The organism is Streptomyces sp. D2-8, assembly GCF_023184515.1.
In the GTDB taxonomy this organism is placed as follows: Bacteria; Actinomycetota; Actinomycetes; order Streptomycetales; family Streptomycetaceae; genus Streptomyces.
The window spans coordinates 186998-201845 of record NZ_JAAHBP010000012.1 but is presented as its reverse complement, the minus strand read 5'-3'; the positions used below and the strand labels follow the sequence as shown (position 1 = coordinate 201845).

Annotated in this window: 9 protein-coding genes; 8 read left to right on the top strand and 1 reads right to left on the bottom strand. The window is 70.9% G+C overall.

Annotated elements, in window-relative coordinates; translation table 11 throughout:
- Positions 1-54 precede the first annotated feature (54 nt).
- The 7 genes from G3I77_RS22185 to G3I77_RS22155 all read left to right on the top strand — a co-directional run bounded on the left by G3I77_RS22185 (position 55) and on the right by G3I77_RS22155 (position 11671).
- Positions 55-1824 carry a DUF4192 domain-containing protein gene (locus G3I77_RS22185; protein ID WP_248506403.1) on the top strand — a complete coding sequence of 590 codons (1770 nt, stop codon included), beginning with the start codon at positions 55-57 and terminating at the stop codon, positions 1822-1824.
- A gap of 619 nt (positions 1825-2443) precedes the next feature.
- Positions 2444-4363, top strand: a complete 1920-nt coding sequence (locus G3I77_RS22180; RefSeq protein WP_248506542.1) for a glycogen debranching N-terminal domain-containing protein — start codon at positions 2444-2446, stop codon at positions 4361-4363.
- A gap of 129 nt (positions 4364-4492) precedes the next feature.
- Positions 4493-5251: an NUDIX domain-containing protein gene (locus G3I77_RS22175; RefSeq protein ID WP_248506401.1), complete on the top strand. Its 759-nt coding sequence runs from the start codon at positions 4493-4495 to the stop codon at positions 5249-5251.
- A 133-nt stretch (positions 5252-5384) separates the two neighbouring features.
- A complete protein-coding gene (locus G3I77_RS22170) occupies positions 5385-7667 on the top strand; it encodes an ABC transporter ATP-binding protein (RefSeq protein WP_248506398.1) in 2283 nt (760 codons plus the stop codon).
- 161 nt (positions 7668-7828) lie between these two features.
- Positions 7829-8716 carry a FadR/GntR family transcriptional regulator gene (locus G3I77_RS22165; RefSeq protein WP_248506396.1) on the top strand — a complete coding sequence of 296 codons (888 nt, stop codon included), beginning with the start codon at positions 7829-7831 and terminating at the stop codon, positions 8714-8716.
- A 425-nt stretch (positions 8717-9141) separates the two neighbouring features.
- A complete protein-coding gene (locus G3I77_RS22160) occupies positions 9142-10686 on the top strand; it encodes an RNA polymerase sigma factor (RefSeq protein WP_248506394.1) in 1545 nt (514 codons plus the stop codon).
- Positions 10687-10822: 136 nt separating this feature from the next.
- Positions 10823-11671: a trypsin-like serine protease gene (locus G3I77_RS22155; RefSeq protein WP_248506391.1), complete on the top strand. Its 849-nt coding sequence runs from the start codon at positions 10823-10825 to the stop codon at positions 11669-11671.
- Positions 11672-11791: 120 nt separating this feature from the next.
- Here G3I77_RS22155 and G3I77_RS22150 read toward each other — a convergent pair whose 3' ends face one another.
- Entirely contained in the window at positions 11792-12022 is a 231-nt protein-coding gene (locus tag G3I77_RS22150; RefSeq protein ID WP_031134785.1) for a hypothetical protein, read from the bottom strand.
- Between the two features lie 442 nt (positions 12023-12464).
- Here G3I77_RS22150 and G3I77_RS22145 point away from each other — a divergent pair, with 442 nt between their 5' ends.
- On the top strand, positions 12465-14588 hold the full coding sequence (locus G3I77_RS22145) for a DNA topoisomerase IV subunit B (protein ID WP_248506389.1): 2124 nt from the start codon (positions 12465-12467) through the stop codon (positions 14586-14588).
- The last annotated feature ends 260 nt before the right edge of the window (positions 14589-14848 follow it).

Below are 14848 nucleotides of genomic sequence, written 5' to 3'. Positions count from 1 at the left end.
CGGACTTATCCACAGGGTCAAGCGGAGATTTGCGTTCCGCGAGATCGTCTTCGCATGACGAACCACGGCGAAACGACCGGATCCCCTGAGAACGGTGACATCACCGGGCCCGAGGCGCAGAGCGGACACAAGAACGGTGAACAGCAGAAGAAGAGGAGCGACGCATCCGGGCCGCACGCTCCCGGCCCCGCGTACGACAGCCACGGCGGCGAGCACCAGGTCACTCTGCGCACTCCGGCCGAACTGGCCGACGCCCTGCCGTACCTGCTCGGATACCGCCCCGAGGACAGCATCGTCCTGGTCGCCCTGCACGACAGGGACGGACGCGGGCGGTTCGGAGGCCGGGCCCGGCTCGGCATCCCCGCGAGCGCGGACGACTGGCCCTGTGCGGCCCGGCAACTGTCCCATGGCCTCGTGACGGGCAGCGAGCGCCGAGGGGCCCGGCCCGAGTCGATGGTGGCCTTCCTGTGCCAAGAGCCGGAGCAGGGCCAGACCGGCCGGCAGGTGATGGAGCGGCTGAGGCCTCTGGCCCAGAGGCTGCGCGTCGAGTGCGGTTCCCTGGACGTGGTGGTGGTCGAGGCGCTGTGCATCTCCGATGGCCGCTACTGGTCGTACTGCTGTGACAACGCGGCATGCTGCTCCCCCGAGGGAGCCACCATGGGCCTGCCCGGCACCTCCGTACTGGCCGCGGCGGCCACCTACGCCGGTCTCCAGGTGCGTGGCACTCTGCGAGAACTCCGGGCCCGGCTGCTGCCCTGGGAAAACGCCGCGGCCCTCGAGCAGGAGGCCGCCCTGGACGCCGCCAGCATGGCGCTGGTGCCGAAAATCCTGGACGACTCGGGCCGTGCCGCCGTGGCGGACGACACGCTGGAACTGGCCGGGAGGATCCTGGCCCGCTTCGCCGAGGCGCATCCCGTCTCCGGCATGCTCCTGGCGGATCTCCGCGACGACGAACTGCTCGGCCACGAGGACGCCGCCCGATTGATCCTCGGCCTCCAGGACCGAGCGGCCCGCGACCGGGCGGCCGAGTGGATGGAGGGTGACGACGCCGCAGTCGCCCTTCGCCTCTGGCGGACGCTGGCTCGCCGCTGCGTCGGGCCCTACGCCGAACATGCCGCTGCGCCGCTCACGCTCGCCGGCTGGGTGGCCTGGTCCACCGGCGACGAACTGGAGGCCCGCGAAGCTCTCGCCATGGCTCTCGGCGCCGATCCCGACTACCTCTTCGCCCGCCTCCTGCACCAGGCCTGCAATGAAGGCCTCGACCCGGAGGCGATCCGCAGTTGCCTGCGAGCGGAGCGCGAAGGTCGTGGGCGTGCGGGAGCCGACCGCCTGGAAGAGCGGGCGGACGGTGACGAGTCTCCTGGACGCGAGACGACCGCGGCGACCGAGATCGAGCGCCGCGACAGGCCCTCATCGGCATCGGCGCCGTCGGTCTCCGGGCCGTTCGGCAAGCCCTCACCGGCAGCGATGACGCCCGAGTTCGGGCCATCCGACAGGCCCTCACCGGCAGCCGTGCCGTCACGCCGTCGCCGCCGCTCCCGTCCCGGCGGCACCACCGGCGCTGCCGTCGGCCGTACCGGCGCGGAAGACCGTGACATGGGAGCCCGGACTCCCCGGCGGCGCACGCCGGCGGGCACCACACACCCTGCCGGTGCTACCGAGACCGGTCCTCGTTCAGGCCGTGCGGCAACGGCGGGTACCGCTCGGTCCGGCAGCGTGCGAACGGGCGGCACGCGTGCGCGTACGCCGAAGAAGGCAACGCCCTGCCGGGACACGGGCCGGGAAGGCGTACAGCCCGGCCACGGCACGGACGATGAGGAGTGAGCCTGCGCCGGGCGGCCTCGAGGTGCAGGGGCCGGGCCCTGGGCGTGACTCGGAGGACACCTCCACCGTTCACCTGAGTGGCGGAACGGCTGAACGGGCCGTGACGCCGTACTGCCCCTGCGCCGTCGGAGCCCTCCGGCACCGGGGCCGAACCCGATCGAGGCGCATCGAGCGCAGAGGAAGCCTTCCCATGCAAAAGCCGACTCCGCCCACCGCCGACGACCGCCGTCGCCAGGGCGAGCCCCCACCGCCCCTCGGATCGGGTGCCGCCCCGCCCGGGGCCGGGATGCCGCGGGCGGGGGACCAGGTCGTCTCCGCGCGACCAGCGGCACGTGTCGATGGTTACGGGCCGAGGTTCCCCGGCAGCACCTCATACCCTTCTGCACCCATCGGCCCCGACTCGCGTCCTCCGTCGTCGCCGGGCCCCGGCCGATCGTCTCCCCGATGGGCGGGTCAGAATCGTCGCCCGGGTGCGAGTTCGGGGTACAGCTCAGCTTCATCGCCCGTCGCCCAGGTGCGGACTCCGCCACCCATGGGGCACTCGTCTTCGCCCCCGCCCCGAGGCGCCACCATCCCCGGACTGCGCTGGTCTGCCGACTTGCCACCCGCGCACACCGCGATGATCTGCGTCGCCCTTCCCGGCCTCGCCATTTCGACCGAGGAGGGACAGCTGACCGGCCGAGGCCTGGAGGGGTTCTACCGTGCCGGCCGGCGCGTGCTCTCCCGGTGCGAGATCCGCGTCGCCGGACGCGTACCCCTCGCGGTCCAGGCCCGGATGTCCTCGGCCGACCGCGCCAGGTTCGTGGGCACACTCCGCACGTCACCGCAGGCGGGCCCGGACCCCGACGTGATCGTGGAACGCAACCGCTTCGCGGACGGCACGGAGCGGATCACCCTGCACAGCGCGGCTCCCCGCCCGCTCCGGCTGCCGGTCGAGATCGTCCTGGGCACGGACCTGGCCGACCTCGGGGCCATCGCCTCCGGCAGCGCCGGCCCCGAACTCCCCGCCAGTGTCCACGGTTCCGGTCTGCGCTGGTCCTGCGCCACCGGCAACGCGTCCGTCACGGCCGAACCAGCTCCCTCGGACGCCCTCGCCTCGGCCGGGCTCCTGCGGTGGGAACTCGACCTGCCACCCGGCGGCAGCAGAACTGTGGAACTGCGGATGCGACCGGACGGCGCGCGGCCCCTCCGAGCTGCGGGACGGGCGGCGACCAGCCCTCTGACCGCCGCGCGTGCGGAGGGCGACGACCTCAGAGTCCCCGCCCTCCTGCGGACGAGCATCGAGGACCTCCAGGCCCTCCTCCTGCGCGACTCCGCGCACCCCGCCGACACCCACCTCGCGGCCGGGGCACCCTGGCGCTGCGGTCTGGCTCCCGCCGACGCGCTCGTCGCCGCCCGGATGGCTCTGCCGCTCGGCACCGGCCTCGCCGCGGGAACGCTGCGGATCCTCGCCCGGACCCAACTCACTGGCCCCGGAACGCAGTCGGGAATGATCCCCGGCCCCCGACGGGACGCCGGGCCGCACCTTCCGCCGCAGTGCACCGGCACAGAGGCCACGCTGCTCTTCCCCGCCCTGCTCGCCGAGGCCCGCCGCTGGGGCCTCCCCGACCAGGAGACGGAAGAGCTGCTGCCCGCCGCCGAACGCTGCCTGGCCTGGCTGCGCACCACCGTGGGAGACGGCACATACCTGCGCGACCCGAACCCGCGCGAGCCCGTCCGGTGCGAGACACAGGCCCATGCCCACCGTGCCGCCCTGCTCGGCGCCGACCTGCTCGACGCCTGCGGCCGGACGGGGGGAGCAGCACTCCGGCAGTGGGCGCAGGCCTTACGGACCGCATTCCGGAAGGACTTCTGGGTCGAGGACCGCGGGGGCGGCCGGCCCGCGACAGCCCGTGCGCCGGACGGCAGCCTGGTGCCTCACCTGGGCGCGGCCGCCGTGCACCTCCTCGACACGGGCCTGCTGGGCGGGGGCGAATTGGCGCCCGGCCTGCTCGACAAGTTCCGGACCGAGAAACTTGCCCGGCTGCTCGGCAGCCCGGTCATGGACTCGGGCTGGGGCCTGCGTGGACTGGGCGCGAAGGAACCGGGATTCAACCCGTTCGGCCACCGCGCGGGAGCCGTACGGATCCAGGAGACGGCACTCGCCGTCGCGGGACTGGCAGCCGCCGGCTACGAAAAGGAATCGAACTCGCTGCTGCGCGGCGTACTCGCGGCCGCCGAGACCTTCGCTCACCGGCTGCCCGAGATGTACGCGGGGGAGCAGCGCACGCAAGGGAGTGCTCCGCTCCCGCACCCGGCAGCCTGCCGCCCCGCGGCCACAGCGGCGGCCGCCGGAGTCCTGCTGCTGACCACCCTCGCCGGTATCCGCCCCGACGCCCCGGCCGGGACGGTCACCCTGAGCCCCGTGCGCAGCGCGCCCCTCGGCGAGATCGGCTTCACGGGACTGCGCGTGGCGGGCGCCCTGTTCTCCGTGCGGGTCAGCAGGCTGGGCCTCGCCATGGTCGAGGAGGCGGCCGATGGACTGCAACTGGGGGTGTGACGTGCAGCGACGTGCCAATTCCGGACCGGGGGAGAGGCAGTGGAGTCCATACCGGACCGAAGTGGATCAGTAAGCGAAGGGACCGGCGAAGGGAGTGTTTATCGTCAGGCAGACGACTATGATCGCCGCATGCCCTACGACCCGTCAGCGTTTCCGCCCTTCGCCGTCACCGTGGACCTGGTCGTGCTGACCGTGCGCCGTCATGCCCTGTGTGCGCTGGCGGTACGCAGGGGCGAACCGCCGTTCCAGGGACGTTGGGCGTTGCCCGGCGGCTTCGTACGGGCCGACGAAGACCTGGCGCAGGCCGCGGCACGGGAGCTGGCCGAGGAGACCGGACTGCGTGTGCACGACCCGTCCGTCCCACCCCAGGACAACGGCGCACATCTGGAGCAGCTCGCCACCTACGGAGACCCCAAGCGGGACCCCAGGATGCGGGTCGTGAGCGTCGCCCACCTTGCTCTCGCCCCCGACCTGCCCGCGCCCAGGGCAGGCGGAGACGCCAGCAACGCGCGCTGGGCCCCGGTCGAGGAGCTGTTGCATCAGGGCGGTTACGGGCGGGACGCCGAGCCGGTCGCGCCGCTCGCCTTCGACCACGCGCAGATCCTCGCGGACGGAGTGGAGCGAGCCCGCTCCAAGATCGAGTACTCGTCGCTGGCCACCGCCTTCTGCCCGGCCGAGTTCACCGTCGGGGAACTGCGCCGTGTCTACGAGGCGGTGTGGGGCGTGGCGCTCGACCCGCGCAACTTCCACCGCAAGGTCACAGGCACACCCGGCTTCCTCGTTCCCACCGGTGGGACGACCACCCGCCAGGGCGGACGCCCGGCCCAGCTCTTCCGCGCCGGTGGCGCGACGCTGCTCAACCCCCCGATGCTGCGCCCCGAGGTATGACCGGCGGGCCGGGCGCGGGCCTCGCCGGGCCCGGAGCGCGACCCGCCCGCACCCCGGTCGCGGGTGATGGTCCTGCCCGCGGCAGGCCTTGGGATGCCCGGAAAACCGGACATAGCGCGCTATCTTGCTGTGAGTGATCCAGGCCTTCGGACTGACCAGCAACCCCCGCAAAGAGCTTCCGCCCGCAGCCGACGACGTCTCCTTCGAGGCGTGGGCGGGTCGCATCACCGCGCTGCTCGGAGCACCGGGCGCCGGCAAGACGACGGTTCTCAGACTCATGCTCGAACTCCAACAGGGCCGCGGCATCACCCACTTCCGGGGGCGTCCCCTGCATCGCATCGCCCATCCCTCGCGCGAAGTCGGTGTGCTGCTGGGCGACGTTCCCGGGCATCCCGCCCGCACGGTCCGCGGCCATCTGCGCATGCTGTGTGCCGCCGCGGGGGTTCCGGTCCGGCGTGCCGACGAAGTCCTCGAAGCGGTCGGGCTCGTGAGCCTGCGCGACGAACGCCTCGGCACCCTCTCCCGCGGCATGGACCGCCGTCTCGGCCTGGCCTGTGTCCTCCTGGCCGACCCGCACACCCTCGTCCTCGACGACCCGGCCGCCGGGCTCTCCGCCCGTGAGAGCACCTGGCTGCACGGCATGTTGCGCGCCCACGCCGCCCAGGGTGGCACGGTCCTGTTCACCACGGCCGACCCCAAGGCGGCCGCGCGCACGGCCGACCGCGTCGTCACCCTGGAGCAGGGCAGGCTCGTGGCCGACCAGGGGGCCGAGGAGTTCTCGCGCACCCGCCTCCGCCCCCGTGTCGCCGTACGGAGCCCGCACGTGGCCCGTCTGGCGGTTCTCCTGGCCAAGCAGGCCCGCACTTCGCAGCGCTCCGTCGAAGTCGTCCGAGAGGGCGGCAACCGCCTTTCGGTGTACGGCGGTACCTGCGCGGACATCGGCGAGATCGCGTTCCGTCACGGCATCGTCGTTCACCAACTCGCCGACGAGATCGGCGACATGGGGCCCGGTGCGGGTTTCGCTCAGGCAAGCGGGCCGCGTGACCGAAGTCTCGTCGTGTCAGGGCGCGTCAGCGACACGCAGCGGCCAACCCTCGCGCCCCGGTTGGGAGAACCGGCAGGGTCCCCCGAGCTGTCGAGGCCGCTCGCAACAGACCCCAAGGCCGCCACGGCCGAGCCGCGGCCGACGCTTGAGCCGCGATCCGCTTCGGAAGTAGGGGAGCCGGTCGCAGGCGAGCCGTCGCTTTCCTCCGGGGCCCCTGTGGCCGTCTCGGCCGAGCCGCGGCCCACGCCTGAGACGGGAGCCGTCTCTGACGCACGGGAGCCGGTCACCGGCGAGCCGTCGTCTTCCTCCGGGGACCCCGCGGCCGTCTCGGCCGAGCCGCGGCCGACGTTTGGGCCGCGATCTGTTTCGGAAGTACGGGAGCCGGTCGCAGACGAGCCGTCGCTTTCCTTCGGGCAACCGCAGCTGCCCGACGCCGAGCCGCACGAGCTCTTGGACACCTCCACGACCAGCCGGTCGAGCAACGGTCCTCTGACGGCGACCGCGCCCTCTCCGCCCCGGGGGCCACACCTCACCAGCCCTCGCGCAGCTCCCACGCTCGACGCGCTGCCCCCTCTGCCGCCCCCCATCTCCGTTCGCCACGCCCCCAGCCCCCTCCGTCCCCTCCGCTACGAGATCCGGCGCGCCGCAGGGATCGGCACCGGGTTCCTGACCGGAGCCGTCGTGCTCGCCGTGTCCGCCGTGACCGCCGTAGTGCTCGCACGCATCGGGCACACCCCGCAGCCGCGCCTGCTCGCCGCGTGGCCGCGGGAGCTGCCCCTGCCGCCTGCGGCGCTGGGCGCGGGACTGCTCGGCGCGCTGGCCTTCGGCGACGAGTTCCGCCACCCCGCCCTGGCGGCGGACCGCGGCACCGTGCCCCGCCGGCTGGGGCTGCTGGCCGCCAAACTCCTCGTCTCCTCGGCCACCGCGCTGGTGCTGGCCGTCCTCACCATCGGCTGCGACGCCGAAGTGCTCTATCTCGTCTACGGACGGGAGCTCGCCCAGGTTCCCGCCGACTGGATCCCATTGAGTGCGAGTTGGATCGGGCTCGTGGTCGGTTGTGCCTGGGCCGGGGTACTAGCCGCGGGTGTCTTCCGGTCCACCACGGCCGGGCTCGCCGCCGTGGCCGCCGTCCCCCTCCTCGTCGTACCCGTCGTGCACAAGCTCGTGAACGGACCGTCCGTGCGAACCGCGGCCGGACTCCCCATGCGGCTGCGAGAGGCCCTCCTGCCGCGATGGCCCTTCGGGGGAGAGCGCTACCTGGAGGCCGCGCTCAACGTGATCTCCCAACCCGTGGGTGGGGCGCTGACGTTGTCGCTGACCGCGCTGCTCTGCGCGTATCTGCTCACCACCCTGCGCAGCAGGCTCCGGTGACGACTGTCCGTAACCCTTAGTCCGGCCATGCGCACAACTCCCCGCAGAACGCCCATTTCTTTCCGATAAGGCGTCAATTGCGACGGGGTGAGCGATCACCCTTTCGTGTGCTTTTCACCAAAGACCTCAAGGGAGTTGGAGACGGCGCCGACAAAGGATGCGTGAGTACCCTTGCGCACACCATGATGACCGCCGCCCGCTCCGCTGACTCCGGCCTCGCGAGCCCGGGCGAACTCGACCGCTACCCGTACGCCGAGGCGCCCGCCGTCGACCGCGTCGGGATCCCTGCCTGGGACGGCGGGGACCCCGAGCTGGGCCGCGTGGGCCGGCGCGCCGCGGGAAACCGCGGGCGCGGGCTGCACGGCCAACTCGTTCAGCAGCTGGGTCAGATGATCGTCTCCGGCGACCTGGGCGCCGACCGCCCGCTGGTGCCCGAGGAGATCGGTCAGCGGTTCGAGGTCTCCCGCACCGTCGTCCGCGAGTCGCTTCGCGTCCTGGAGGCCAAGGGCCTGGTGAGCGCCCGTCCCAACGTCGGCACGCGCGTGCGCCCCGTCAGTGACTGGAATCTCCTCGACCCGGACATCATCGAGTGGCGGGCCTTCGGGCCGCAGCGCGACGACCAGCGCCGCGAGCTGAGCGAGCTGCGGTGGACGATCGAGCCGCTCGCCGCCCGCCTCGCCGCCGGGCACGGGCGCGAGGACGTCCAGCAGCGGCTTGCGGACATGGTCGAGATCATGGGGCACGCGATGGCCCAGGGTGATGCGCTCACCTTCTCCCGTGCAGACTCGGAGTTCCACTCGCTGCTCATCCAGGTCGCGGGCAACCGCATGCTGGAGCATCTCTCCGGGATCGTGTCCGCGGCCCTTCAGGTCTCGGGCGGCCCGGTAGCGGGCTGTGACCGGCCGAACGAGGCGTCCCTGGCGCACCACGGCCGCATCTGTGACGCCCTCGCCATCGGTGACGGAGCGGCGGCCGAGGCGGCCATGCGTCAACTCCTCACGGTCCACCCCGAGGTGGAACGGGTCGTGCCCGCCCCGCGCGAGCACTGACCGCGTTCCGCGGGCGGCGCGGCCGGGTGTGCCACCCCCCTCCTGTGGCAGTGCCTGATCGGTGATCCGCCTCCCGTCGGACCCCGTGGGATCCTTGTGATCCTGTGGGGTCCGACGGCGCGAAGGGGCCGGGACCCGACAGGGCGGCCGGATCCGTACCGGATATGATCACTTCTGTCCATATCTGACCCTTTTGTTTGCTTACGGGGTGTGACTCGGGCCACGCAGATTGGGCGTAACGCTCGCGGGGAGAACGCGATGACCTAAGAGGTGACAGCCGCGGAGGGAATACGGACGCCGTTCACGGCGCTGTGAATCTTCCCGGCCCCCGCCCGCGCCGTCGGCCCATCCCCAAGCCGGCGGTCGGCTCCTGTCCTCTGTGGACGGGGCCGGAAGCCGTTTTCCAACGTTCCGAGAGGTTGTTCGTGTCGGCCAGCACATCCCGTACGCTCCCGCCGGAGATCGCCGAGTCCGTCTCTGTCATGGCGCTCATTGAGCGGGGAAAGGCTGAGGGGCAGATCGCCGGCGATGACGTGCGTCGGGCCTTCGAAGCTGACCAGATTCCGGCCACTCAGTGGAAGAACGTACTGCGCAGCCTCAACCAGATCCTCGAGGAAGAGGGTGTGACGCTGATGGTCAGTGCCGCAGAGCCCAAGCGCACCCGAAAGAGCGTCGCAGCGAAGAGTCCCGCCAAGCGCACCGCCACCAAGACGGTCGCGGCCAAGGCGGTGACCACCCGGAAGGCCACCGCCACCGCCACACCGGCGGCGCCCGCCGCCGAGCCCGCCGTCGAGGAGGACGAGGCACCCGCCAAGAAGGCGGCTGCCAAGAAGACGACCGCCAAGAAGGCGGCCGCGAAGAAGACCGTCGCCAAGAAGACGGCGGCCAAGAAGACCAGCGCCAAGAAGGACGACGCCGAGATCCTCGAGGAGGAGGTGCTCGAGGAGGCAGCCCCCGGCAAGACCGGCGAGGAGCCCGAGGGCACCACCGAGAACGCGGGCTTCGTGCTGTCCGACGAGGACGAGGACGACGCCCCCGCCCAGCAGGTCGCCGCTGCTGGTGCCACCGCCGACCCGGTCAAGGACTACCTCAAGCAGATCGGCAAGGTCCCCCTGCTCAACGCCGAGCAGGAGGTCGAGCTCGCCAAGCGCATCGAGGCGGGTCTGTTCGCCGAGGACAAGCTGGCCAACGCCGACAAGCTGGCTCCGAAGCTCAAGCGCGAGCTGGAGATCATCGCCGAGGACGGCCGCCGCGCCAAGAACCACCTCCTGGAGGCCAACCTCCGTCTGGTGGTCTCCCTGGCCAAGCGCTACACCGGCCGCGGCATGCTGTTCCTGGACCTCATCCAGGAGGGCAACCTCGGTCTGATCCGCGCGGTCGAAAAGTTCGACTACACCAAGGGCTACAAGTTCTCCACGTACGCCACCTGGTGGATCCGTCAGGCGATCACCCGCGCCATGGCCGACCAGGCCCGCACCATCCGTATCCCGGTGCACATGGTCGAGGTCATCAACAAGCTCGCGCGCGTGCAGCGCCAGATGCTCCAGGATCTGGGCCGCGAGCCCACCCCGGAGGAGCTGGCCAAGGAACTCGACATGACCCCCGAGAAGGTCATCGAGGTCCAGAAGTACGGCCGCGAACCCATCTCGCTGCACACCCCGCTGGGCGAGGACGGCGACAGTGAGTTCGGTGACCTCATCGAAGACTCCGAGGCGGTCGTCCCGGCCGACGCGGTCAGCTTCACGCTCTTGCAGGAGCAGCTGCACTCCGTCCTGGACACCCTGTCCGAGCGCGAGGCGGGCGTCGTCTCGATGCGCTTCGGTCTCACCGACGGTCAGCCGAAGACCCTCGACGAGATCGGCAAGGTCTACGGCGTCACGCGTGAGCGGATCCGCCAGATCGAGTCCAAGACCATGTCGAAGCTGCGTCACCCGTCCCGTTCGCAGGTGCTGCGCGACTACCTCGACTGAGCGAGGTCGTACGACACGGAAGGCCCGGTTCCCCGAGGGGACCGGGCCTTCGCGGTGCCGCCTCGCCGCGGGTGCGGGGTTCCACGGCGTGGATCACTCTGGGTGTCTCACGGACACCACGGAGTGAGGAGTGCGTATGCGTCGCCGTCTGGCACGAGCTCTGGTCCTGTCGCTGGCCCTGACAGCCGCAGTACCTGCCCTGTCAATGGGCTCCAGCGCCCCTGTGGCCGCCGACAGTGTGGTCATAGGTGGATTTCCCGTCGAGGCGTCTCAGAGCCCGTGGACGGTGGCCCTGTCCAGTCGTGACCGGTTCGGGGGTACGCGCGCGGGACAGTTCTGCGGAGGCGTGGTGGTCGGCGGCACGACCGTGCTCACCGCGGCGCACTGCCTGGACGAGGACGTCCTGGGCGGGCCGCCGGAGCGCGTACGGGACCTCAAGGTCATAGCCGGACGCACGGACCTGCTCTCGGGCCGCGACGGCCAGGAGATCGCCGTGCGCCGTGCATGGGTGAACCCGGCCTACGACGGTGTCAGCAATGCCGGGGACTTCGCCGTGCTCACTCTCGCCGAACCGCTCCAGGGCGCCTCGGTCATCACCATGGCGGCCGACGGTGACCCCGCCTACGCGGCGGGTGGGGTCGCGACCGTGTACGGATGGGGCGACACCTCGGGCGCCGGCGAGTACCCGGACAGTCTGCGGGCGGCACGCGTGCGGGTGCTCCCCGACGCGCTGTGCGAGGAGGCGTATCCGGGAGGTGCCGACGGCGCCTACGACGCCACGAGCATGCTGTGTGCCGGGGAGGTCGAGGGGGGCCGGGACGCCTGCCAGGGCGACAGCGGGGGGCCGCTGGTGGCCCAGGGGCGCTTGATCGGACTCGTGTCATGGGGGATCGGCTGCGGCCGGGCCGGCAATCCCGGGGTGTACATGCGGGTGTCCGACATCATGCGGACCCTCGGCTGGGCACGGGCCTCGGAAGGTGTGTGAGGCGTCCGGCGGAGCCTGAACCGGCTTGTGACACGTGGACGGGCGGTTGCCTCTGGTGACCAGAGGCAACCGCCCGTCCACCGGCCTGTGCCGGGCTGGCTCGTCGTCGGACGCGAGGTGTCAGCGCTCTTCTTCGGAGGCGTTCTCGGGAACGGACGTGAGCCGCTCCGTCTCGTCCTGTATCTCAGCGGCGATCTTCTTGAGTTCCGGCTCGAACTTGCGCCCGTGGTGGGCGCAGAAGAGCAGCTCTCCGCCGCTGAGCAGGACGACGCGCAGGTACGCCTGGGCGCCGCAGCGGTCGCAGCGATCAGCGGCCGTCAACTGGCTCGCAGGGGTCAGAACAGTAGTCACGTCGCCTCTTCTCTAGCTCGACGAGCTGTCGTACCAGGGTCAACATCCAACCAGCCCCAAAACGTTCCCGCTCGTGGCTTTTCCTCGAAAGATTCTTTCCGAGGCGGCTGTCTGCTGCCGGTTGGCGGCGAATGTGCCGTATTGCGTGTCTATGTGTCTTACGGGGCTTCGCGTTGTATCGGTGGTCGATCCTCCCGGCTGGGTTGCCGGTTGTTCATGAGGACGTGCCCGGAGCCTAAATGGTTCATGCCTGGAAGGGAACGTGATGTGTACTTCACTCCATCGAGGGATCGAACACGCATACGAGTCTGGACTAGTCTGAGTTTCCGACGAGGGTGGCGTTACAGCGGCTCTACCAGGCCTCTGTACCCTCTCACCGGTGACCGAAGCCGCGCCCTTACCCATGAGGGCCCCATCTGAAATTCAGCGAGGAGCGAACCGCGTGACCGCCGAGACGTCCGTGCCGTCCACAGCTCTGCTGGCAGGAGCAGACCGGGACGGGTCCAACTACACCGCGCGGCACCTGCTCGTCCTCGAGGGGCTCGAGGCCGTGCGCAAGCGCCCGGGTATGTACATCGGGTCGACCGACAGCCGTGGCTTGATGCACTGCGTCTGGGAGATCATCGACAACTCCGTCGACGAGGCCCTGGGCGGGTACTGCGACCACATCGAGGTGATCCTCCAGGACGACGGCTCGGTCGAGGTCCGGGACAACGGCCGGGGCATCCCGATCGACGTCGAGCCCAAGACCGGCCTCTCCGGTGTCGAGGTCGTCATGACCAAGCTGCACGCCGGCGGCAAGTTCGGCGGCGGCTCCTACGCCGCCTCCGGCGGTCTGCACGGCGTCGGCGCCTCCGTGGTGAACGCCCTGTCCGCCCGACTGGACGTCGAGGTGGACCGCGGGGGGCACACCCACGCGATCAGCTTCCGGCGCGGTGTCCCGGGCGCCTTCGCCGGGAACGGCTCCGAGGCCAAGTTCGAGGCCAAGAGCGGCCTGCGCAAGGCCAAGAAGATCCCGAAGAGCCGTACCGGCACACGTGTGCGGTACTGGGCCGATCGCCAGATCTTCCTCAAGGACGCCAAGCTCAACCTGGAGACGCTGCACCAGCGCGCCCGCCAGACCGCGTTCCTGGTGCCCGGCCTGACCATCGTCGTGCGTGACGAGTACGGGCTCGGCGAGGGCGGCAGCAAGGGCGAGGAGTCCTTCCGCTTCGACGGGGGAATCAGCGAGTTCTGCGAGTACCTGGCGAACGACAAGCCGGTCTGCGACGTCCTCCGCTTCTCCGGGCAGGGCAGCTTCAAGGAGACCGTCCCCGTCCTGGACGACCACGGCCAGATGACGCCCACCGAGGTCACCCGCGAGCTCGGCGTCGACGTCGCACTGCGCTGGGGGACGGGCTACGACACGACGCTCCGGTCGTTCGTCAACATCATCGCCACGCCGAAGGGCGGCACCCACGTCGCGGGCTTCGAGCAGGCCGTCGCCAAGACGATGAACGAGGTGCTGCGCACCAAGAAGCTCCTGCGCGTCGCCGAGGACGACATCGTCAAGGACGACGCCCTGGAGGGCCTGACCGCGGTCGTCACGGTGCGCTTGGCCGAGCCGCAGTTCGAAGGCCAGACCAAGGAGGTCCTCGGTACCTCGGCGGCCCGCCGCATCGTGAACAACGTGGTCACGAAGGAACTCAAAGCGTTCCTGACCTCCACGAAGCGCGACGCCGCCCAGCAGGCCCGTGTCGTCATGGAGAAGGCCGTCGCCGCGGCCCGCACGCGCATCGCCGCCCGGCAGCACAAGGACGCGCAGCGGCGCAAGACGGCCCTGGAGTCCTCGTCGCTGCCGGCCAAGCTGGCCGACTGCCGCAGCGACGACGTCGACCGCAGCGAGCTGTTCATCGTCGAGGGCGACTCCGCGCTCGGCACGGCGAAGCTCGCCCGGAACTCCGAGTTCCAGGCGCTCCTGCCGATCCGCGGCAAGATCCTCAACGTCCAGAAGTCGTCCGTGACGGACATGCTGAAGAACGTCGAGTGCGGCGCGATCATCCAGGTCATAGGAGCCGGCTCGGGCCGGACCTTCGACATCGACACCGCCCGCTACGGCAAGATCATCATGATGACCGACGCCGACGTCGACGGCTCGCACATCCGTACCCTGCTGCTGACGCTGTTCCACCGCTACATGCGGCCCATGGTCGAGGCCGGCCGGGTCTTCGCGGCGGTGCCGCCGCTGCACCGCATCGAGATCGTCCAGCCGAAGAAGGGCCAGGACAAGTACGTCTACACGTACTCGGACCGCGAACTGCGCGACACCCTCATGGAGTTCCAGAGCAAGGGCATCCGCTACAAGGACTCGATCCAGCGCTACAAGGGTCTCGGTGAGATGGACGCCGACCAGCTGGCGGAGACGACGATGGACCCGCGCCACCGCACCCTGCGCCGGATCAACCTCTCCGACCTGGAGTCCGCCGAGCAGGTCTTCGACCTCCTCATGGGCAACGACGTGGCGCCGCGCAAGGAGTTCATCTCCAATTCGGCGGCGACGCTGGACCGGTCGCGGATCGACGCGTAGCCGCTGTACCGGGCTGTCGCCGGGTACGGCCGGGCGGGTTTGGCGACCCGGTCGGTGCCCGCAGGGGTCCGGCGTGGGTGAGGCTTCTGGGTACCGTCCCGGCCGCACCGAGGCGTCTCTCCACCTCCGGGTGGAGAGACGCACGGCGGCGGATCCACCCGTGATCCACCCTGGCTCCGATCCCGTGACCTCGCGCATTCCGTAGCGTCGAAGGCGTCGGCGGCACCCGCTGCCGGCCGCTCCTTCCCGCTCACGGAGGC